The sequence below is a fragment of the Enterobacter sp. HK169 genome, from assembly GCF_001719105.1.
In the GTDB taxonomy this organism is placed as follows: domain Bacteria; phylum Pseudomonadota; class Gammaproteobacteria; order Enterobacterales; family Enterobacteriaceae; genus Enterobacter; species Enterobacter asburiae_B.
The window spans coordinates 3549534-3569671 of the sequence record NZ_CP017087.1 but is presented as its reverse complement, the minus strand read 5'-3'; the positions used below and the strand labels follow the sequence as shown (position 1 = coordinate 3569671).

Genomic DNA, 20138 nt, shown 5'->3' with positions numbered 1-20138 from the left:
TAAATTTAACAACTCTATTCCGATACGAGGTCCCTATGAAGCCTGAAGATTTCCGCGCTGATGCCAAACGTCCGTTAACCGGCGAAGAGTATTTAAAAAGCCTGCAGGACGGCCGTGAGATTTATATCTACGGCGAGCGCGTCAAAGACGTCACCACCCATCCGGCGTTTCGCAACGCGGCGGCCTCCATCGCACAGATGTACGACGCGCTGCACAAGCCGGAGATGCAGGACACGCTCTGCTGGGGCACCGACACCGGCAGCGGCGGCTATACCCACAAGTTCTTCCGCGTGGCGAAAAGCGCCGACGACCTGCGCCAGCAGCGCGACGCCATCGCCGAGTGGTCGCGCCTGAGCTACGGCTGGATGGGCCGCACGCCGGACTACAAAGCCGCGTTCGGCTGCGCGCTCGGCGCCAACCCGGCCTTCTACGGCCAGTTCGAACAGAACGCCCGCAACTGGTACACCCGCATTCAGGAAACCGGCCTGTACTTCAACCACGCCATCGTTAACCCGCCGATCGACCGCCACAAGCCGGCGGACGAGGTGAAAGACGTCTACATCAAGCTGGAGAAAGAGACCGACGCCGGGATTATCGTCAGCGGCGCGAAGGTGGTGGCAACCAACTCGGCGCTGACCCACTACAACATGATCGGCTTCGGCTCCGCGCAGGTGATGGGCGAAAACCCGGACTTCGCGCTGATGTTCGTCGCGCCGATGGATGCCGAAGGCGTGAAGCTGATCTCCCGCGCCTCTTACGAGATGGTGGCAGGCGCAACCGGATCCCCGTACGACTACCCGCTCTCCAGCCGCTTCGACGAGAACGACGCGATCCTGGTGATGGATCATGTGCTGATCCCGTGGGAAAACGTGCTGATCTACCGCGATTTCGACCGCTGCCGTCGCTGGACGATGGAAGGCGGCTTTGCGCGGATGTACCCGCTGCAGGCCTGCGTTCGCCTGGCGGTGAAGCTCGACTTCATCACCGCCCTGCTGAAGAAATCCCTGGAGTGCACCGGTACCCTGGAGTTCCGCGGCGTGCAGGCGGATCTGGGCGAAGTGGTGGCCTGGCGCAACATGTTCTGGGCGCTGAGTGACTCCATGTGCTCCGAAGCCACCCCGTGGGTCAACGGCGCGTATCTGCCGGATCACGCCGCGCTACAAACCTACCGCGTGATGGCGCCGATGGCCTACGCGAAGATCAAGAACATCATCGAGCGTAACGTGACGTCCGGGCTGATCTACCTGCCGTCCAGCGCCCGGGATCTGAACAACCCGCAGATCGACCAGTATCTGGCGAAGTACGTGCGCGGCTCCAACGGCATGGATCACGTCGAACGCATCAAGATTTTGAAGCTGATGTGGGACGCCATCGGCAGCGAATTTGGCGGCCGTCACGAGCTGTACGAAATCAACTACTCCGGCAGCCAGGATGAGATCCGCCTGCAGTGTCTGCGCCAGGCGCAGAGCTCCGGCAACATGGACAAAATGATGGCGATGGTCGACCGCTGCATGTCCGAGTACGACCAGCACGGCTGGACGGTGCCGCACCTGCACAACAACAGCGATATCAACATGCTCGACAAGCTGCTGAAATAGCGCAGCGGGAGGTTGCAATGCATTCAGATGAACAACGCCTGCGTTTTCGCGACGCAATGAGCAGCCTGTCGGCGGCGGTTAATGTGATCACCACCGAGGGCGAGGCGGGCCGCTGCGGCATTACTGCCACCGCCGTCTGTTCGGTCACGGACACCCCGCCGTCGGTTATGGTGTGCATCAACGCCAACAGCGCCATGAACCCGGTATTTCAGGGCAACGGCAGGCTGTGCGTTAACGTGCTGAACCACGAACAGGAGATCATGGCTCGCCATTTCGCCGGGATGACCGGTATGACGATGGAGGAGCGCTTTGCCCTCTCCTGCTGGCAGAAAGGGCCGCTGGCGCAGCCGGTGCTCAAGGGCGCGCTCGCCAGCCTTGAGGGCGAGATTAGCCAGGTGCAAACCATCGGCACGCATCTTGTCTACCTTGTTGAAGTTAAGAACATCATTCTGAGTGACGCGGGACACGGTCTGATCTACTTCAAGCGCCGTTTCCACCCGGTCATGCTGGAGGCGGAAGCCGCCGTGTGATCCCCCCTTCGCGCTGGCCTTTTTTTCCGGCCAGCGCCGCTTTCTACAAAAACTCCTAAGGTTTCCGCTAAATCACGCCGTTATATACCCATAAGAGAAATTTTCTGTGACTGAATACTGACACCTTTTGTCAGTGCATCCGCATCATTCAGCGCATACCTAAATATACAGGATGACCTTATGGCTAAAACGACGCGGAGCCGCTCGGCTGAACGTCTGGTCGATATTCTGGTTGAGCTACATTTAAACGGTGTGGTAAACCGCAGTGCGCTAATGGAAAAATTTAAAATTACCGAGCGTACCGTCTACCGGGATTTAAATGCCCTCTCTCCCATTGTTGAGCATACCGGTAACGGGCTATATCGGCTGATCCATTCTGCGCAATCGCCCGGCGGACAAGGCTTACATCACACCATTGCTAACTTCCTGAATGCTGACAGCTTTTTCCCTGAAAGAAATATGGAATTCTGGCAAAAGCTTGAAACGCGCGTTGACGAAAACCATATTCTTATTCTTGGCAATGAGGCAGAACACACGGTAGAACGCGATATTCGCCGTCATTTAACGAAAATCGAGAAATCGATTAAAAACCATAATGTTTGTCAGATCGTTTATAAGGGAAAAACCCGTCTGATTAATCCCTATAAACTCATTAACAAAAAAAATATATGGTATTTACAAGCCACCGAAAATAGCCGCCTGAAATCCTTCTCATTGAGCCAGATTAGCTGGTTTGATATTCAGAAAACGACCTTCACGCCCGAAGAAAATGTCCTTGAGCTGCTGGAGAAAAGCCTCGATCCCTGGGTGTCTGAAAATACTTTCGCGGTGAAAATATTTATCAAAGATAATATTTCACATTACTTCCTGCGCCGCGATCTTCTGCCGGAACAGGAGCTGCTGGAGGAGCAGCAGGGCGGCGTCACGCTGCGCTGCCAGGCGGCGCACGAGAACCAGATCCTACCGCTGCTGTTCTACTGGCTGCCCCACATTCAGATTCTGGAACCGAACTGGCTGAAGGAAAAACTGATTAGAACGCTGGAGAACTATCTGGCGGTGGAGCGTAACCCGAATAATCAAGTGATCTCAATCACATAATTTCGCCCCCTGGCGGCGAGCCGGAACCGCTCGTCGCCCCCTTTGACCGCTCACCCGGCACTTTCAACCACTCATTCATTTACCGTCCTTTACACGCGCGAGGATCTGGCACGATCGCTCCAGCATTAATCAATAACTCCTCACAACGAACCCTGACCCTTTTTTCTTTACATAAAAAACCAGGTCTTACTATGGATACTAAAAAACTACTGAAGCACGTGCCCTGGGCCTTACTCGGGATCCTCGGCGCTTTCTGTCTGGCGGTTGTCGCATTACGCCGGGGCGAACACGTAAGCGCCCTGTGGATCGTGGTCGCGTCGGTTTCCGTCTATCTTGTTGCTTATCGCTACTACAGCTTGTACATCGCGCAGAAGGTCATGAAGCTCGACCCGACGCGCGCCACCCCGGCGGTCATTAACAATGACGGCCTGAACTACGTGCCAACCAACCGCTACGTGCTGTTTGGTCACCACTTTGCCGCTATCGCTGGCGCAGGCCCGCTGGTAGGCCCGGTGCTGGCCGCGCAGATGGGCTACCTGCCGGGAACCCTGTGGCTGCTCGCCGGCGTAGTGCTGGCGGGTGCGGTGCAGGACTTTATGGTGCTGTTTATCTCTTCTCGCCGTAACGGGGCCTCTCTGGGTGAGATGGTCAAAGAAGAGATGGGCCGCGTGCCGGGGACTATCGCGCTGTTCGGCTGCTTCCTGATTATGATCATCATCCTCGCGGTGCTGGCCCTGATCGTGGTGAAAGCGCTGGCCGAAAGCCCGTGGGGTGTCTTCACCGTCTGCTCAACCGTGCCGATTGCGCTGTTCATGGGTATCTACATGCGCTTCCTGCGTCCGGGCCGCGTGGGTGAAGTGTCGGTGATTGGTATCGTGCTGCTGGTAGCGTCTATCTACTTCGGCGGCGTGATTGCGCACGACCCGTACTGGGGCCCGGCGCTGACCTTCAAGGACACTACCATTACCTTCGCGCTGATTGGCTATGCGTTTATCTCCGCGCTGCTGCCGGTCTGGCTGATTCTGGCCCCGCGTGACTACCTCGCGACCTTCCTCAAAATCGGCGTTATCGTTGGTCTGGCGATCGGTATCCTGGTGATTAACCCGGACCTGAAAATGCCGGCAGTAACCCAGTACATCGACGGTACCGGCCCGCTGTGGAAAGGCGCCCTGTTCCCGTTCCTGTTCATCACCATCGCCTGCGGTGCGGTCTCCGGCTTCCACGCCCTGATTGCGTCCGGTACCACGCCTAAACTGCTGGCGAACGAGAAAGACGCGCGTCTGATCGGCTACGGCGCGATGCTGATGGAGTCCTTCGTGGCGATCATGGCGCTGGTTGCAGCCTCCATTATCGAACCGGGTCTCTACTTCGCGATGAACACCCCGCCTGCGGGCCTCGGCATTACCATGCCAAACCTGCACGAAATGGGCGGTGACAACGCGGCGCTGATTATGGCGCAGCTGAAGGACGCGAGCGCACACGCGGCGGCGACCGTCAGCTCCTGGGGCTTCGTGATTTCGCCTGAGCAGATTATGCAGACGGCGAAGGATATTGGCGAACCGTCCGTGCTGAACCGCGCCGGTGGCGCACCGACGCTGGCGGTAGGTATCGCACACGTGTTCCACAAAGTGCTGCCGTGGGCGGACATGGGCTTCTGGTACCACTTCGGTATTCTGTTCGAAGCGCTGTTCATCCTGACCGCGCTGGACGCCGGTACCCGTGCGGGCCGCTTCATGCTGCAGGACCTGCTCGGTAACTTCGTGCCGTTCCTGAAGAAAACCGACTCTCTGGTGGCGGGCATTCTGGGTACTGCGGGCTGCGTAGGCCTGTGGGGCTACCTGCTGTATCAGGGCGTTGTCGACCCGCTCGGCGGCGTGAAGAGCCTGTGGCCGCTGTTCGGTATCTCTAACCAGATGCTCGCAGCCGTTGCTCTGGTGCTCGGTACCGTGGTCCTCGTGAAGATGAAGCGCACCAAATACATCTGGGTAACCGTTGTTCCTGCGCTGTGGCTGCTGCTCTGCACCACCTGGGCGCTTGGCCTGAAGCTGTTCAGCGCCAACCCGCAGCTGGAAGGCTTCTTCTTCATGGCTAACCAGTACAAAGAGAAGATTGCCGCAGGCGGCGCGGACCTGACCGCGCAGCAGATTGCCAACATGAACCATATCGTGGTGAACAACTACACCAACGCGGGTCTGAGCATTCTGTTCCTGGTGGTGGTATACAGCATCATCTTCTACGGCATCAAAACCTGGCTGAACGTGCGCAACGCCGACGGCCGTACGGATAAAGAAACCCCGTACGTGCCGGTGCCGGAAGGCGGCGTGAAGACCTCTTCACACCATTAATCCGCAATCCTCCCCCTCTCCCTTTGGGAGAGGGCTGGGGTGAGGGGAACATAAGCCCAGCGGACTCACATCGCCGGGCTTTTTCTGTCTGGAACCCACAATGTTTGGTAACTTAGGCGAAGCAAAAAAATACCTCGGTCAGGCGGCGAAAATGCTGATTGGCATTCCGGACTATGACAACTACGTTGAGCATATGAAGACCAACCATCCGGATAAGCCCTACATGACCTACACCGAATTCTTCCGCGAGCGTCAGGAAGCGCGCTACGGCGGAAGTGGAGAAGGCGGCGTTCGCTGCTGCTAAAGGAGAGACCATGACCCCGATTGCCGTTACCCTGCTGACCGGTTTCCTCGGCGCCGGTAAAACCACCCTGCTGCGCCACATCCTGAACGAACAGCACGGCTTCAAAATCGCCGTCATCGAAAACGAATTCGGCGAGGTCTCGGTAGACGATCAGCTGATTGGCGATCGCGCCACCCAGATCAAAACCCTGACCAACGGCTGCATCTGCTGCACCCGCTCTAACGAATTAGAAGACGCCCTGCTGGACCTGCTCGACAGCCGCGATCGCGGCGAGATCGACTTTGACCGCCTGGTGATCGAGTGCACCGGCATGGCCGACCCCGGCCCGATTATTCAGACCTTTTTCTCTCACGAGATCCTGTGCCAGCGCTACCTGCTGGACGGCGTCATTGCCCTCGTCGACGCGGTTCACGCCGACGAGCAGATGAACCAGTTCACCATCGCCCAGTCTCAGGTGGGCTACGCCGACCGCATCCTGCTGACCAAAACCGACGTGGCGGGCGAAAGCGTTAAGCTGCGCGAACGCCTGACGCGCATTAACTCTCGCGCGCCGGTTTACACGGTGACGCATGGCGACATCGATCTGTCTCAGCTGTTCAACACCAACGGCTTTATGCTGGAGGAGAACGTCACCGCAAAACCGCGCTTCCACTTTATGGGAGACAGGCAAAACGACGTGGCATCGATTGTGGTGGAGCTGGACTACCCGGTGGACATCGGCGAGGTTTCGCGCGTGATGGAAAACCTGCTGCTGTCGTTTGCCGACAAGCTGCTGCGCTACAAAGGGATGCTGTGGATTGACGGCGAGCCGAACCGCCTGCTGTTCCAGGGCGTGCAGCGCCTGTACAGCGCAGACTGGGATCGCCCCTGGGGCGAGGAAGCGCCGCACAGCGTGATGGTGTTTATCGGTATCCAACTCCCGGAAGAAGAAATTCGGGCGGCGTTTGCGGGTCTGAAGAAATAACAGCCATGCATCCCCTCTGCCCAGTAATTTATTAACCTGAAGCGATGAACGTTGCTTCAGGTTAATTAATGACTTACAGCGACGCCCTGGTCCGGCTGTAAATCGCCGAGGCGTTTCCGTAAGGCCGGGGCGAGGCGCAGGGATGCGCCGAGAGGGCGTGGCCTGCAGGGATGCAGGCTCATGCCCGACCCGATAGCCTGAAGGAATAAGCTGAGGGTACCGCGAAGCGGCGATTTACCGCCGGGAGCCCGGGTCGCCAGGGTGGTGGCGATTGAGCCACCCTGGCACGTTCACCGGTCATGCCGTTACAGAGTAGCAAGGAACATGAAGTGAACGGAATGACCACTAGAGCCGTATGTTCCCCCTCACCCCAGCCCTCTCCCTCAAGGGAGAGGGGGCGTCTGTGCAGGCATTATCTTGTGGGGATACCCCAGCCTTTAGCAAGAAGGGTAAACTTATTTCACCGCCTCCGGCAGCGTCACAATCCACAGCTCGCTGTCCGACTCCGGCTTCTTCAGCGGCTTCACGCCGAGCGTGGTTTCCACCGGCTTATCATCCAGCGTCAGCTTGCCTTCCGCGTTCACCCGATAATCCTTGAGCTTCTTGCCCTCGACCGGGTTTTGCATCGCCACCTTCACGCCAAAGTCGTTATCGTTCGCTACCGCAAGCGTTTTGCTGTCGATCAGCGCCAGCCCTTCGGCCTTCTCCTGCTGCCAGCCCAGCGCGCGGAGATCGACGACCTGCGTTTTAGCCGCAAGGGTAATGCCGCGCTGCGCCAGGGTTTTCTCATCATCAAACTCCGGGTATTCGCCCGGCTTGTCGAAGGTGGTCAGGTCGCTCGCCTTGCTGAGATCCACCTTGTAAATCAGGTTACGCATCCCGTCGTTTTTATCGCTTCCCTGCTCAATCAGCAGGATGTGCTGGTCATCGAGCGCCACGATGTCGCCGATTTTGGCGTCGCTGTTTTTGCTGTAGGCCGCGCTGTCGATAGGGTAACCGTACATCGCCGTTTTCCCGGTCGCCGGGTCGAAGCTCACCAGACGCGTAAACAGCGCCTGCTTTTTGCTCTTGCCGTCAATATCCAGCGTGCTTTGCACGGCGGCGATAATCCGCCCGTCCGGCATCCGGGTCAGGCCTTCATAGCCCCGGTTCGCCTGGCGCCATTTGATGATGTTTGGCAGGCCGCCCGCGATGGATTTCTCCCCTTCCGCGGCCTGCGGCCCGTGGATCGCCAGGATCTTCCCTTTGCTGTCGACGTTAATCAGGAACGGACCATATTCGTCGCACAGCCAGTAGCCGCCTTTGCCGTCCGGGGTGATGCCTTCCGTGTCCAGCCCGCGGTTGTCGCCCTTCAGGATCTTGAGGGTGTCGCTGAACGCCACTTCATTGGTGGAGCCAATCACGCCGCTTTGCAGCGGCAGACCGTTGATCTCGCCTTTATCATCATGCAGCGGGCGGGCGTCGACAGCCTCCGCTTTGCCGTTCTGAACGCGGATGGTCATCAGCAGCGGCGCGAAATCTGGCGTGACAAATATTTTGGCTTCGTTTTTACCCATTTTTGGCGCATCGGCGTTTGGACCGCGATCGGTCACGGTCGCAAAGGTCAGGGCGTCGCCCTGCTTGCCCGTAAACAGCAGGCCAGAACCGATTCCCACAGGGAGTCCGTTCGGAAACGCGCTGGCAAACGCGCCGCTGTAGCTCACGTGGGAGCCTTCAGGGAAGCTGACGACATAGCGCTCAGCAGTGGGCTGCGCCGCCAGGCCAGAGAAAGAGAGCGCACAGCCGATAAGTACAGGAATAATTTTTCTTTTCATATTGTTAGCATCCAGTTAGTGAAGCCAACAACGTAAAGAATAAACGTGTCAGAAAAATGACATGGAAGGGAAACCGGCCTGCGCGATTGAACGTATATTCATCGCTCGAAATGTAAGGCTTTGTTGTTTTGTGTGACAGGCGAAACATTTTTGGAAATTATTAGAAACCCAATTAATTCATCTCAAATCACTATCCCCGCCTCGTTCAGTTTATGTTTAGTCAAAAAACTAAACGGTTCCTAAACGCTAAAAACATCCCCTGTTGACACCCCGACAATCAAACATCATTGCAACAACTTCAATAAAAAAGTTAACAATATCAGTATAAAACCGCGATTTATATCACATTTGCAGTCATTAACATCGCTTGTTAAGGTGCGCCCAGATGAATTTAATGACGAGGCAAAAAACATGAAAAAACTGAATATCCTTCTTCTTTCTGCTCTGGCTGCCGTATCGGGTTCCGCACTGGCGATGGGCGGCACCGTTGAGCAGGGTAAAAACTTTACCAACCTCAACCTGGAAATGGGGAAATCCTCATCCGGTGTTTATCTGGAAAGTAACTGGCTGAAAAACACCGACGACGGTACCCAGACCGGCGGCGTGGGCGCAGGCTACAACCTGGGTCTTGGCCCGGTGATGCTGAACGCGGGCGCAAAAGCCATCTACCTCGGCCCGAAAAAAGGCGATAACGGCGTGGCGTTCCCGATTGGCGGCGGCGTAAACGTTGCCCTGACCGACAGCATCCACGTGTACGGTGAAGGCTATGTCGCACCAGAAGGCCTGAACAACAGCGTGAAAAACTACGTCGAAGCCAACGGCGGCGTAAGCTGGACGCCAATTACGCCAGTGACCCTGAAAGTGGGCTACCGCCACGTGAGCGTGGACGGCAAAGACGGTCGTCCTGGCCACACGCTGATTGACGGCGCATATGTAGGCGGTGGAGTCACCTTCTGATGAAACACCGCATGACCGCGCTTTGCGTTCTGAGCCTCACGCTGATGCTCGCCGGCTGCGTCCAGTACAAATGGGTGAAACCGGGCGTCAGCGATGCGGAAATGAATAAAAAGCTCACGGAATGCGAAGCGCAGGCGCTAATCGATCTGCCCCCGGATAACGTCGTAACCGGATCCAGCTCGGAAAAAACGGACAAAAAGAACAAGAAAAAGGATATTTCCACGAGCTACACGGTTGAAGACGCGAATGAATATCGCCGGGATACGTTAGTTGACAGCTGCATGTTTAAAAGCGGCTGGGACAAGATCGAAGTGCAATAATCTCTTTAAAAAAACCTGCCGGCTGGCAGGTTTTTTTATGACCTCTTACTTATGCACCACCACCAGCTTCTGGTTCACAAACTCTTTGATCCCCAGACCCGACAGCTCGCGCCCGTAGCCGGAGCGCTTCACGCCACCGAACGGCAGCTCTGGCGCGGTATCGGTGAGCCAGTTGATGTACACCATCCCGGTCTCAATCCGCGACGCCATTTTCTTCGCGCGCTCGATATTCTGGCTGAATACCGCCCCGCCCAGGCCGTAGTGGGAGTCGTTCGCCAGCGCGACCGCCTCGTCGTCGTTTTTCACCACGTACATCTGCGCCACCGGGCCGAAGAACTCTTCGAAATACGCCGGGTTATCGCGGGAGATATTCGTCAGGATCGTCGGTTCGAAGAAACTCCCGTCGCGCTGCGCCGGTTTGCCGCCATAGTGCAGCGTGGCGCCGTTTTTCACCGCCTCGTTAACCTGTCTGGTCAGCGTTTCGAGCGCATCTTTAGACGACAGCGGCCCCAGCGTGGTGCTTTCGTCCAGCGGATCGCCAATCTTCACCTGCTTAAACGCCTCGGTGAATTTGCTCAGGAAGGCCTCTGCAATCTTTTCATGCAGGATAAAGCGCTTCGCCGCGGTACAGACCTGCCCGGCGTTGTTGAGCCGCGCGTTAACGCCAATTTTCACGGCCTTCTCAAGGTCTGCATCGTCCAGGACCACGAACACGTCATTACCGCCCAGCTCCAGCGTGGATTTCTTAATGTGCTTCGCCGCCTGCGCGGCCACCGCGCTGCCGGCCTTTTCGGAGCCGGTTAATGCGGCGCCCTGCACGCGATCGTCAGCAATGATGTTCGCCACCTGCTCGGACGAAATAAACAGGTTGGTCCATGCCCCTTCCGGCGCCCCCGCCTCGCGCACCAGATGGGCAAAGGTCTCGGCGCAGTGCGGCACGATGCTGGCATGTTTGGCGATGACGGGGTTACCTGCCGCCAGGTTCGGCGCCAGGACGCGCATCAGCTGGTAATACGGGAAGTTCCACGGCTCAACGGCCATCAGCACGCCTATGGGGTGATGCTCCACCCAGGCTTCACCGAGTTCTGAGTCATATTTCACCGGGGCCAGGAACCGCTGCGCGTTGTCGGCGTAGTAGCGGGCGATCTGCGCGCACAGCTTCACCTCGCCGCGGCTCTGTTCGATGAGCTTACCCATCTCCTGGCTGGCGATTTTCGCCAGATCCTCCACGCGCTCGTCGATCAGATCGGCAAGCTTATGCAGCACCGGCAGGCGCTGGCTGATGTCGCCTTTCGCCCAGTCCGAATGATAAAGCGCATCGGCCGCGCTGAGCGCCGCTTCGATATCCGCGTCGGTATGTGAGGGGTATTCTTTGATGAGCTGGTTAGTGGCAGGATTTACTGTCTGATAAGCCATGTCGAATCTCCTTGTTTTACCGCTTAGGGTATTAAGGGTAGTCAACATGACTGGCTATGGACGTAAAGTTGGGTATATCCGGAAGGTTCTTAATGAAGCGCTGCCGGACGGTTCGCTGACGTGGTATAAAAAATCTTCAGAAGGAGCGCCCATGACCGATACCCGACATATCCGCCAGACTTTTCACCGCGCCTCAGGCCTTGAGCTGCGCAGCACCTGGCAGAGTACGCAGGCGTACAAACGCCACAGTCACCCTCAGCTTTCCATCGGCGCGATTGTGGAGGGCCAGACCCGCTGCGTGTGTCATGACAGAGAGTACATCCTTAACCCCGGGGACCTCATCGCGATCCCGGCCGGTGTGCCACACAGCTGTAACCCCGTCGCCGGGCAACCGCGCAGCTACCATATGCTCTATATCGACACCGGGTTTCCGCTGGCGCTACAGGTGATTCGTAGCCCAACCCTGTTTGCCCATTACCAGGACGTTGTCGAGACCCTGTCTCCGGCATCACTGGAAACGCTGCTTTCTGCCCTTCCCCGCGCCGCGGATAACGCTGACGCGCTTCGCGCAACCAGCCAGCAGGTTCAGCAGGCGTTTCTTTCCGATCTCACCTGCCCGCCTTCCCTCGACGAGCTTGCCCAACGCTTCTCGCTGCGCAAGGAGACGCTGATCCGCACCTTCAGGCAGGACACCGGCCTGACGCCGGGCAGCTTTCTCAACATCTCCCGCGTGGAGTACGCCAAGGCGCGGCTGCGTGCCGGGGATGATATTGCCGACGTTGGCTACCAGAGCGGCTTTGCCGACCAGAGCCATTTTCATAAGACCTTCGTCAGCTATACCGCCGCCACGCCGCGCCAGTACGCCACCGGCCGATCAATATCAGACAATAAATAGGTTCTGCAGCGCCGTACTCTGACCTCGGATTGTTAACCGAGGTCGCTATGGAACTGTTCTTCCCTTCCGCTTTTCTCGCCCTGGCGCTGGCGCACTTTGTTGCCCTGTTAAGCCCGGGCCCGGATTTCTTCCTGCTGGTGGGCTACGCCGCGCGCTATCGGCTGCGCGGCAGCGCCGGACTGTGCCTCGGCATTGCCGCGGGTAACGCGCTCTATATTCTTCTGGTGATTATCGGCTGGAGCGCGCTGCGCCAGTTTACGTGGCTGTTTACGCTTATCGAGCTTTGCGGGGCGCTGTACCTGCTGTGGATCGGATTGCATCTGATTAGCAGCCGCCAACAGGTGCTGGCGCTGAATGAAACCCACCAGCGCTTTCCCTCGCTGCAAAAGCAGATCCTGCTGGGGCTCGGTTCGGCGCTGTTAAACCCGAAGAACGCGCTGTTCTATCTGGCGCTGATGACGGCGTTACTGGGGTCGGACGTCACGCTGCTTCAGCAATCGATCTGCGGCGTCTGGATGGTGGTGGTGGTGCTGGCGTGGGATCTGGCGCTGGTATCGCTGATGGGGCTATCGTCGGTGCAAAAGAAGCTCAGCCGTTCGCTGTGGTGGATTGAGCGCACGGCGGGGGTGGTGCTGATGGGATTTGGCGGGTGGGTGCTGTGGCGATTGTGCGTTAATACTATATGACCCGGCTCCATCATTTGCATTGAAATACACATTCATGACACCCATGAATTGTTGCAACTCATAGATATAAGATATTGATTTAGATCGATTTTTAAGTCGATCTATATTTTTAACCATGATAAAAAGAGGGTTTTAATTCATCATCAAAAATGCCTGAAAAATGGGCAAGGACGCTTTTATGAGTACCCTGAATTTCTCCCAAACGGCAGCCTTTATCTGGTCTGTTGCAGATCTCCTGCGCGGTGATTTTAAGCAGTCTCAATATGGGCGCATTCTTCTTCCGTTTACCCTGTTGCGCCGCCTGGAATGCGTGCTTGAAGAGACTAAAGAGGCCGTCGTTATTGAGGCTCAAAAAGTCCGCTCTTCTCCCCTGCCTGAAGAAGCGAAAGAAAAGTTAATCCTGCGCGCCACCAACGGGCTGACGTTTTTTAACGCCTCGCCGTTGAACCTGAGCAAAATGGGCCAAAACGACATCAAGGCCAACCTGGAAAACTACATCCAGTATTTTTCCAGAGACGCGCGGGAAATTTTCGAGCACTTTAAATTCAGCGAATTCATTGGGTTACTTGATGATGCCAACCTCCTCTACAAAGTGGTGCAGAAGTTTTCCACCACCGATCTCAGCCCGCAGGCCATCTCCAACCATGACATGGGGCTGGTCTTTGAAGAGCTGATCCGTCGTTTTGCCGAAAGCTCGAATGAAACCGCCGGTGAGCATTTCACGCCGCGCGATATCGTTCGCCTCACCACTTCGCTGGTGTTTATGGAAGACGACGAGGCGCTTACCAAAGAGGGCGTTATTCGAACCCTATACGACCCGACTGCGGGTACTGGGGGCTTTCTCTCTGCCGGAATGGAGTACGTTCATGAACTGAATCCGAATGCGGTGATGCGCGCGTTTGGGCAAGAGCTGAACCCGGAGTCCTACGCTATCTGCAAGGCCGATATGCTGATAAAAGGTCAGGACGTCAGCCGCATCAAGCTGGGCAACACCCTTTCTAACGATCAGCTTCCTGCCGACCGCTTCGATTACATGCTGTCGAATCCGCCGTTTGGCGTGGACTGGAAGAAGATCGAAGCCGACGTTAACAACGAGCATCGTAAAGGATTTGATGGCCGTTTCGGGCCTGGCCTGCCGCGCGTTTCCGACGGCTCGCTGCTGTTCCTGCTGCACCTGATCAGCAAAATGCGCGAAGCGGATACCGGCGGGCGCATCGGGATCATTCTCAACGGTTCGCCACTGTTCACGGGCGGTGCGGGCAGCGGCGAAAGCGAGATCCGCCGCTACATCCTTGAAGCCGATCTGCTGGAAGGGATCGTCGCCCTGCCCACCGACATGTTCTACAACACCGGGATCGCCACCTACGTGTGGATCCTGTCGAACAAAAAGGCGGCGGAGCGTAAGGGCAAGATCCAGCTGATCGACGCCAGCAAGCTGTGCAGCAAAATGCGTAAGTCACTGGGCGCGAAGCGCAACATGATGAGCGAGGAGGATATTCGGCTCATCACCCGCACCTTTGGCGACGCCGAGGTCGTGGATCTTAAGGACGCGGACGACAAGCGCGCCGTCGCCAGCAAGATTTTCAACAGCACAGACTTTGGCTTCCGCCGGCTGACGATTGAGCGCCCGCTGCGCCTGACGGCGCAGGTCACGGATGAATCCATCGCCGCGCTGCGCTTTGCGCCAAAACCGCTTAACGCACCGATGGCGTGCCTGTACGACGCGTTCGGTGCCTTCTGGCAGGACGAGAACTACGGCAGCTTTGCCGGGTTCGAGGTGGAAGCGCGCGCCGTTATCAAGGCTGAATTCCCTGAGCTTAAAGAGAAGCAGATTAAAGATCTGCTCGACGCAACGCTGTGGCGACAACAGCGCGCGCTGATGTTCAAAGCGCAAAAAATCCAGACGGCGCTCGACGGGAAAGCAGGTGGTCTCGCTCAGCCGAGCGATGATTTCAATCAGTTCCAGCTGACGCTCAAAGAGGCGTTTAAAACCGCCGCCCTTAAGCTGGATGCCAAAGAGCATAAGCAGTTCATCGAGGCCATTACCCGCAAAAACCCGGATGCGGAGCCGGTCGTCAAAAAGGTGCTCAGGGAAGATGCGCAGCCGCTGTACGGCGCGTTTGCGTACCGCGGACAGGTGGTGGAGTTTGAGCAGGACGGCGACCTGCGCGACAACGAGAACGTGGCGCTCGATCCGTCTGTTTCGACCAGCGATTTGATTGAAGGTTACGTGAAGGCGGAGGTGCTGCCGCACGTGCCGGACGCCTGGATTAATGCCGATAAGCGCGACGCCCGCGACGGTGAAGTTGGGGTTGTTGGGTACGAGATTCCGTTTAACCGGCATTTTTATGTGTATAAGCCACCGCGCCCGCTGGAAGAGATTGACGCGGAGCTGGATGCGCTGAGTGCGGAGATAATGAAGCTGCTGCAGGAGGTACACTCCTGATGGCTAAGTATAAGGCGTATCCGGAATATAAGGATTCTGGGGTTGAGTGGTTGGGTGATATTCCAAAAAATTGGGATCTAAAAAAACTTAAATATCTAAGCTCAATCCAAACTGGAAACAAAGACACAGTTGATGCAATCGAAGACGGGATTTATCCTTTTTTCGTTCGTTCGCAAATCATTGAGAAAATCAATTCAATTGGAGCCAATTGCGAAGCAGTTCTCACTGCTGGAGATGGTGCTGGCGTTGGTAAAATATACCATCACTATAAAGGGAAGTTTAACTTTCACCAGCGTGTTTATATGCTAAGTAATTTCACTAAAGTTAATGGCAGGTTTGTATATTACTATTTATTAGCAAATTTTTATAAAGTAGCGTTAGAGGGAAACGCAAAATCAACAGTAGATTCTCTACGACTACCTCAATTTTTAAATTTCGAATTTTCATTTCCTGACACAAAAGAACAATCAAGCATTATAAGGCAACTAGATATTTTATGTAGTTATACTGACAGCCTTATTGAAAAAGCTGAAAAACTCATCGAACTGCTAAAAGAAAAACGTCAGGCAGTGATAAGCCATACCGTAACCAAAGGACTAAACCCTGATGCGTCGATGAAAGATTCTGGGGTTGAGTGGTTTGGAGATGTTCCCGACAACTGGAAAATTGCAAGCATAAAATATGTATCAAAAATTATAAATGGTTCAACTCCCAAATCTGACGTTGATAAATACTGGAATGGTAACATTAGCTGGTTCACTCCCTCAGATTTAAGTCAAAAAGAAAATATTTACATAAAATCTAGCATCAGGCAAATAACGATTGATGGGTTAAATTCCTGTGGGACATCCCTTGTGCCTGAACACTCTTTAATTCTCTCAACAAGAGCACCAATTGGTTCAGTGGCAATAACCGCATCAGAAGCATGCACAAACCAAGGATGTAAGGCTTTGGTTACGACAAATAAAAACCTTAGCCTCTTTTTATATTACCAACTGTCTTCGTTAACTGAGCAACTCAATAACATTGGAAGAGGTAGTACATTTTTAGAGCTATCTACAGATGATCTTGGCTCATTTAAATTATCCATACCTGACAGTGATATTGAAAAGATCGTTTCTTATTTGAGAAATAAAACAACAAAAATCGACACCCTAATCCAAAAACAACTCCAACAAATCGATCTCCTAAAAGAGCGCCGTACCGCCCTCATCTCCGCCGCTGTCACCGGCAAAATCGATCTCCGCGACTGGACGCCTCCCGCCAGCAGCACCGAAGCATCCCTCACCGCAGAGGAGGCCACAGCATGATCGCCGACGTCACCAAAGAATCGAACCTGCAGGCAGATATCATCAATCAGATGTGTCAGAACGGCTGGATCCCCGGCACGGGCAGCAAGTACGATCGCGAACGTGCACTCTATCCGCAGGATGCGCTGACGTTTGTCCAAATCACCCAGCCGCAGGAGTGGGAAAAATTCACCCGCATCTATCCCAACGACACCGAGCGTCATTTTCTCGATGCGCTGGTCGCACAGCTTAAAAAAGCCGATGCCAACGCCACCGATCTTCAGTCACGAACCTACGGCACCCTGGGGGTGCTTCGTCACGGCATCAAAAGCCATAACGCGCGCTTCTCGTTATGCCAGTTCAAGCCGGATCACAACCTCAACCCGGACACCCTTGCGCGCTATCGGCAAAACATTTGCCGTATCGTCCCGGAACTTGTCTACAGCCCTCACGCCACCAGCAGTGCCACGGATGCAAAAGCCAAACGCTGGCGCATCGACCTGGTGCTGTTTATCAACGGCCTTCCCGTTGCCACTCTCGAACTGAAATCCGAATTCAAGCAGACGGTCAACAGCGCCATAAACCAGTACAAAAAAACGCGCCTGCCAAAAGATCCGGAGACCAACAAGCCTGAGCCGCTGTTGACCTTCAAGCGCGGCGCGCTGGTGCATTTCGCCGTCAGCCAGTATGAGGTCTACATGACCACTCGACTTGCCGGTGATGACACGTTCTTTCTGCCGTTCAACAGAGGCACGAAAGAAGGTGGCGCGGGTAACGACGTCCCGGAGGATAACCATGAATACGCCACCCGCTATCTGTGGAACGAGGTATTACTCCCCGACAATCTGCTGAAAATCCTCGCCTGTTTTGTCCATCTGCAAATCGAGGAGAAAGAGGACTGGGACGGTAAAAAGGTCAAAAAAGAGAGCCTGATCTTCCCGCGCTATCATCAGTGGGACGTGGTGAACAAGCTCATTGCCGCCGCAGATGTAGAAGGCACCGGCAACAAGTACCTTATCCAGCACAGCGCCGGATCCGGGAAATCGAACTCCATCGCCTGGACGGCGCATCAGCTCTCGTGTCTGCATAACGAAAAGGGTGAAAAACGCTTCCACTCGGTGATTGTGGTGACTGATCGCACCGTGCTAGACGATCAGCTGCAGGACACCATCTATCAGTTTGAGCATGCGGACGGCGTGGTCGGGCGAATCAACAACCGCGAGGGGGAAGGCTCGAAATCGGAGAAGCTCGCCTGCGCGCTGGAGCATTCGCAGCCCATCATCATCGTCACCATTCAGACTTTCCCGTTCGTACTTAAAGCGATTGAAAACAGCACCTGTCTCAAAGAGCGAACCTACGCGATTATCGCAGATGAAGCGCACTCCTCCCAAAGCGGCTCCACGGCACGCCAGCTGAAAGAGGTGCTGATGAGCGAAGGGGCCGACGACGATGTGGTCCTCACCTCCGAAGACATCCTCGACGCCACCCTTGCCGCGCGAAGCGGGAGCAGCAATCTGAATTTCTACGCCTTCACCGCGACGCCGAAGGCGAAAACCCTGGAGCTTTTTGGCCGCAGACCCAACCCGCACGAGCCCGCATCCAGAACCAATAAACCTGCGGCGTTTCATGTTTACTCTATGCGCCAGGCCATCGAGGAGGGCTTTATCCTCGACGTGCTGAAGAACTATACCAATTACAAAGTGGCCTATAAGCTGCTGCAAAAAATGGGTGATAAAGACCGGGAAGTGGACAGCAATCGGGCGAAGATCAGGCTCAACCAGTGGGTAACATTGCACGACCACAATGTCTCGCAAAAGGTAAAAGTCATCATTGAGCACTACCGCCAGCACGTGATGCATCTGCTCGGCGGACAGGCAAAAGCGATGGTGGTCACCAGCTCTCGCAAAGCCGCCGTGCGCTATAAGCTGGCGTTTGATAAATACATTGCCGACATGGGCTACGGAAAGATCGCTGCGATGGTGGCGTTCTCAGGCGAAGTTGAGTTTCAGGAAAATGACATGAACAGCCTTGCGCTGTTGCACCAGAAATTCACTGAAATCAATATGAACCCGGCGCTCAAGGGCCGCGACATGCGTAGGGCGTTTGATACCGATGATTATCAGGTGATGCTGGTAGCCAACAAGTTCCAGACCGGCTTCGACCAGCCGAAGCTGTGCGCCATGTACGTGGATAAAGCGCTTGGCGGCGTGGAGTGCGTACAGACGCTGTCGCGGCTGAACCGAACCTATCCTGGTAAAAAGGAATCCGGCACCTTTGTACTCGATTTTTATAACGAACCTGACGACATTCTGGCTGCCTTCCAACCCTACTACCAAACGGCTGAATTGACCGATGTCAGCGATCCAGGTCTGGTGTTCGATCTGTACGAGAAACTTCGCGCGACGGGGATATTTTTATGGCACGAAGTCGAACAGCTATGCGAGGCTTTTTACAGTAAGAAGAAATCGAATGCGACGCTCAGCAATATTTGCCTGCCCGCAGTAAACCGCTGGGCAATGCGCTATACCTCCGCGAAAGAGGCGTATATCAGCGCTAAACAAATCTATGAATTAACAAAAAAGGATTCCCCTAACCCCATTTTGCTCGCGAACGCGGAAAACTGTCTTAAAGCCTGCAAGCAGGAAAAAGATCGTCTGGAGATCTTCAAAAAAGATCTCGGCAGCTTTGTACGCTTTTACGAATTTATGTCCCAGATTGTCGCCTACGATGACAAGTCGCTGGAGAAGTTAAGCCTGTATTGTCGACACCTTCGCCCCCTACTGCGTGAAGAGGCAACAGATGAAAATGACGTCGATCTTTCCAATGTTGAAATGAGCCACTATCGGCTTTCAAAAATCCTGGAACAGCATATCAAGCTTCAGGAGGATGCGGCAGAGTATAAGCTCAACCCGGTTAATGACGTCGGCACCGCAAAAGCAAAAGATAAGAAAGAGGAGTTTATGTCGCAGGTGCTGTCGCAGCTCAACGAGCTGTTTATCACCGAAAACCTGACCGACAAAGATATGCTCAACTATGCCTTTGTGGTTTACGATAAGCTCGCAGAAAACAAACTTGTCATGACCCAACTCGACAACAACACCCGTGAGCAGGCCATGCTGGGCGACTTTACGAAAGCCATTGATGACGCCGTGATAGACAGCAACGAAGCGCACAAGGAGATGATGATGCAGTACTTATCATCTCCTGACGTTGCCAGAGGGTTTGCTCACCTGATGTATGACATCGCAAAAATGCGCAGGGAATTAACTCATGAGTGATATTCAACTCTTCCGCTATAGTGCTAGCGGCGTAAAAGAACTTTCCGGTAAAGCAGCAACCATCGAAAAACAGCTGCAATCCTTGATAGAATCCCGAATGGATACCTTTCTCGGCGTTCGTTTTCTCGACAGTGAATACAGTACCGGTAAGACCCACCGTGGACGCATTGATTCACTGGGTCTGGACGAATAACTGCC

15 protein-coding genes and 1 pseudogene are annotated in these 20138 nt (G+C 55.1%); 14 read left to right on the top strand and 2 right to left on the bottom strand.

Annotation, left to right across the window (positions count from 1 at the left end; translation table 11 throughout):
* The first annotated feature begins 35 nt into the window (after positions 1 to 35).
* From hpaB to yjiA, 6 genes are all read left to right on the top strand, one after another.
* Positions 36 to 1598 (top strand): 4-hydroxyphenylacetate 3-monooxygenase, oxygenase component, encoded by a 1563-nt coding sequence (gene hpaB, locus EnteroDNA1_RS16955; protein ID WP_033144556.1) that lies wholly within the window; start codon positions 36 to 38, stop codon positions 1596 to 1598.
* A gap of 17 nt (positions 1599 to 1615) precedes the next feature.
* Positions 1616 to 2128 (top strand): 4-hydroxyphenylacetate 3-monooxygenase reductase subunit, encoded by a 513-nt coding sequence (locus tag EnteroDNA1_RS16950; protein ID WP_047173281.1) that lies wholly within the window; start codon positions 1616 to 1618, stop codon positions 2126 to 2128.
* A gap of 180 nt (positions 2129 to 2308) precedes the next feature.
* Complete coding sequence (locus EnteroDNA1_RS16945; RefSeq protein ID WP_069303630.1) at positions 2309 to 3226, top strand: helix-turn-helix transcriptional regulator; 918 nt, start codon at positions 2309 to 2311, stop codon at positions 3224 to 3226.
* 191 nt (positions 3227 to 3417) lie between these two features.
* A complete protein-coding gene (locus EnteroDNA1_RS16940) occupies positions 3418 to 5571 on the top strand; it encodes a carbon starvation CstA family protein (protein WP_023334384.1) in 2154 nt (717 codons plus the stop codon).
* A 100-nt stretch (positions 5572 to 5671) separates the two neighbouring features.
* The gene (locus EnteroDNA1_RS16935; RefSeq protein ID WP_003856610.1) at positions 5672 to 5875 is read left to right on the top strand and encodes a YbdD/YjiX family protein; all 204 of its coding nucleotides are present in this window, start codon (positions 5672 to 5674) and stop codon (positions 5873 to 5875) included.
* Between the two features lie 10 nt (positions 5876 to 5885).
* Positions 5886 to 6839 (top strand): GTPase, encoded by a 954-nt coding sequence (gene yjiA / locus EnteroDNA1_RS16930; RefSeq protein WP_069303629.1) that lies wholly within the window; start codon positions 5886 to 5888, stop codon positions 6837 to 6839.
* A gap of 455 nt (positions 6840 to 7294) precedes the next feature.
* Here yjiA and EnteroDNA1_RS16925 read toward each other — a convergent pair whose 3' ends face one another.
* A complete protein-coding gene (locus EnteroDNA1_RS16925; protein ID WP_069303628.1) occupies positions 7295 to 8653 on the bottom strand; it encodes an esterase-like activity of phytase family protein in 1359 nt (452 codons plus the stop codon).
* A 411-nt stretch (positions 8654 to 9064) separates the two neighbouring features.
* Here EnteroDNA1_RS16925 and EnteroDNA1_RS16920 point away from each other — a divergent pair, with 411 nt between their 5' ends.
* Positions 9065 to 9610 (top strand): YfaZ family outer membrane protein, encoded by a 546-nt coding sequence (locus EnteroDNA1_RS16920; protein ID WP_023310269.1) that lies wholly within the window; start codon positions 9065 to 9067, stop codon positions 9608 to 9610.
* A complete protein-coding gene (locus EnteroDNA1_RS16915) occupies positions 9610 to 9930 on the top strand; it encodes a hypothetical protein (protein WP_039262264.1) in 321 nt (106 codons plus the stop codon). Before EnteroDNA1_RS16920 ends, EnteroDNA1_RS16915 begins: the two co-directional genes overlap by 1 nt.
* A 45-nt stretch (positions 9931 to 9975) precedes the next feature.
* On the opposite strand, the gene EnteroDNA1_RS16910 is transcribed toward EnteroDNA1_RS16915, so the two are convergent.
* Complete coding sequence (locus EnteroDNA1_RS16910) at positions 9976 to 11346, bottom strand: NAD-dependent succinate-semialdehyde dehydrogenase (RefSeq protein WP_069303627.1); 1371 nt, start codon at positions 11344 to 11346, stop codon at positions 9976 to 9978.
* Positions 11347 to 11497: 151 nt separating this feature from the next.
* Here EnteroDNA1_RS16910 and EnteroDNA1_RS16905 point away from each other — a divergent pair, with 151 nt between their 5' ends.
* From EnteroDNA1_RS16905 to EnteroDNA1_RS16880, 6 genes and pseudogenes are all read left to right on the top strand, one after another.
* The gene (locus EnteroDNA1_RS16905; protein WP_069303940.1) at positions 11498 to 12241 is read left to right on the top strand and encodes a helix-turn-helix transcriptional regulator; all 744 of its coding nucleotides are present in this window, start codon (positions 11498 to 11500) and stop codon (positions 12239 to 12241) included.
* Positions 12242 to 12288: 47 nt separating this feature from the next.
* Entirely contained in the window at positions 12289 to 12927 is a 639-nt protein-coding gene (locus tag EnteroDNA1_RS16900; RefSeq protein ID WP_069303626.1) for a LysE family translocator, read from the top strand.
* Between the two features lie 178 nt (positions 12928 to 13105).
* Positions 13106 to 15373 (top strand): type I restriction-modification system subunit M, encoded by a 2268-nt coding sequence (locus EnteroDNA1_RS16895; protein ID WP_069303625.1) that lies wholly within the window; start codon positions 13106 to 13108, stop codon positions 15371 to 15373.
* Positions 15373 to 16683 carry a restriction endonuclease subunit S gene (locus tag EnteroDNA1_RS16890; RefSeq protein ID WP_069303624.1) on the top strand — a complete coding sequence of 437 codons (1311 nt, stop codon included), beginning with the start codon at positions 15373 to 15375 and terminating at the stop codon, positions 16681 to 16683. Before EnteroDNA1_RS16895 ends, EnteroDNA1_RS16890 begins: the two co-directional genes overlap by 1 nt.
* Positions 16680 to 19940, top strand: coding sequence for a type I restriction endonuclease subunit R (locus EnteroDNA1_RS16885; protein WP_069303623.1), 3261 nt, complete (start codon positions 16680 to 16682; stop codon positions 19938 to 19940). Before EnteroDNA1_RS16890 ends, EnteroDNA1_RS16885 begins: the two co-directional genes overlap by 4 nt.
* Positions 19933 to 20130, top strand: a pseudogene (locus EnteroDNA1_RS16880) (DUF91 domain-containing protein); the annotation flags it as partial. The gene EnteroDNA1_RS16885 and the pseudogene EnteroDNA1_RS16880, both read left to right, overlap by 8 nt.
* Positions 20131 to 20138: the final 8 nt, after the last annotated feature.

Coding starts and splice junctions, on each gene's coding strand:
- EnteroDNA1_RS16925 (WP_069303628.1), bottom strand. CDS start 8,653: ATGAAAAGAAAAATTATTCCTGTACTTATCGGCTGTGCGCTCTCTTTC.
- EnteroDNA1_RS16935 (WP_003856610.1), top strand. CDS start 5,672: ATGTTTGGTAACTTAGGCGAAGCAAAAAAATACCTCGGTCAGGCGGCG.
- EnteroDNA1_RS16915 (WP_039262264.1), top strand. CDS start 9,610: ATGAAACACCGCATGACCGCGCTTTGCGTTCTGAGCCTCACGCTGATG.
- EnteroDNA1_RS16905 (WP_069303940.1), top strand. CDS start 11,498: ATGACCGATACCCGACATATCCGCCAGACTTTTCACCGCGCCTCAGGC.
- EnteroDNA1_RS16885 (WP_069303623.1), top strand. CDS start 16,680: ATGATCGCCGACGTCACCAAAGAATCGAACCTGCAGGCAGATATCATC.
- EnteroDNA1_RS16895 (WP_069303625.1), top strand. CDS start 13,106: ATGAGTACCCTGAATTTCTCCCAAACGGCAGCCTTTATCTGGTCTGTT.
- EnteroDNA1_RS16910 (WP_069303627.1), bottom strand. CDS start 11,346: ATGGCTTATCAGACAGTAAATCCTGCCACTAACCAGCTCATCAAAGAA.
- EnteroDNA1_RS16940 (WP_023334384.1), top strand. CDS start 3,418: ATGGATACTAAAAAACTACTGAAGCACGTGCCCTGGGCCTTACTCGGG.
- EnteroDNA1_RS16920 (WP_023310269.1), top strand. CDS start 9,065: ATGAAAAAACTGAATATCCTTCTTCTTTCTGCTCTGGCTGCCGTATCG.
- hpaB (WP_033144556.1), top strand. CDS start 36: ATGAAGCCTGAAGATTTCCGCGCTGATGCCAAACGTCCGTTAACCGGC.
- EnteroDNA1_RS16945 (WP_069303630.1), top strand. CDS start 2,309: ATGGCTAAAACGACGCGGAGCCGCTCGGCTGAACGTCTGGTCGATATT.
- EnteroDNA1_RS16900 (WP_069303626.1), top strand. CDS start 12,289: ATGGAACTGTTCTTCCCTTCCGCTTTTCTCGCCCTGGCGCTGGCGCAC.
- yjiA (WP_069303629.1), top strand. CDS start 5,886: ATGACCCCGATTGCCGTTACCCTGCTGACCGGTTTCCTCGGCGCCGGT.
- EnteroDNA1_RS16950 (WP_047173281.1), top strand. CDS start 1,616: ATGCATTCAGATGAACAACGCCTGCGTTTTCGCGACGCAATGAGCAGC.
- EnteroDNA1_RS16890 (WP_069303624.1), top strand. CDS start 15,373: ATGGCTAAGTATAAGGCGTATCCGGAATATAAGGATTCTGGGGTTGAG.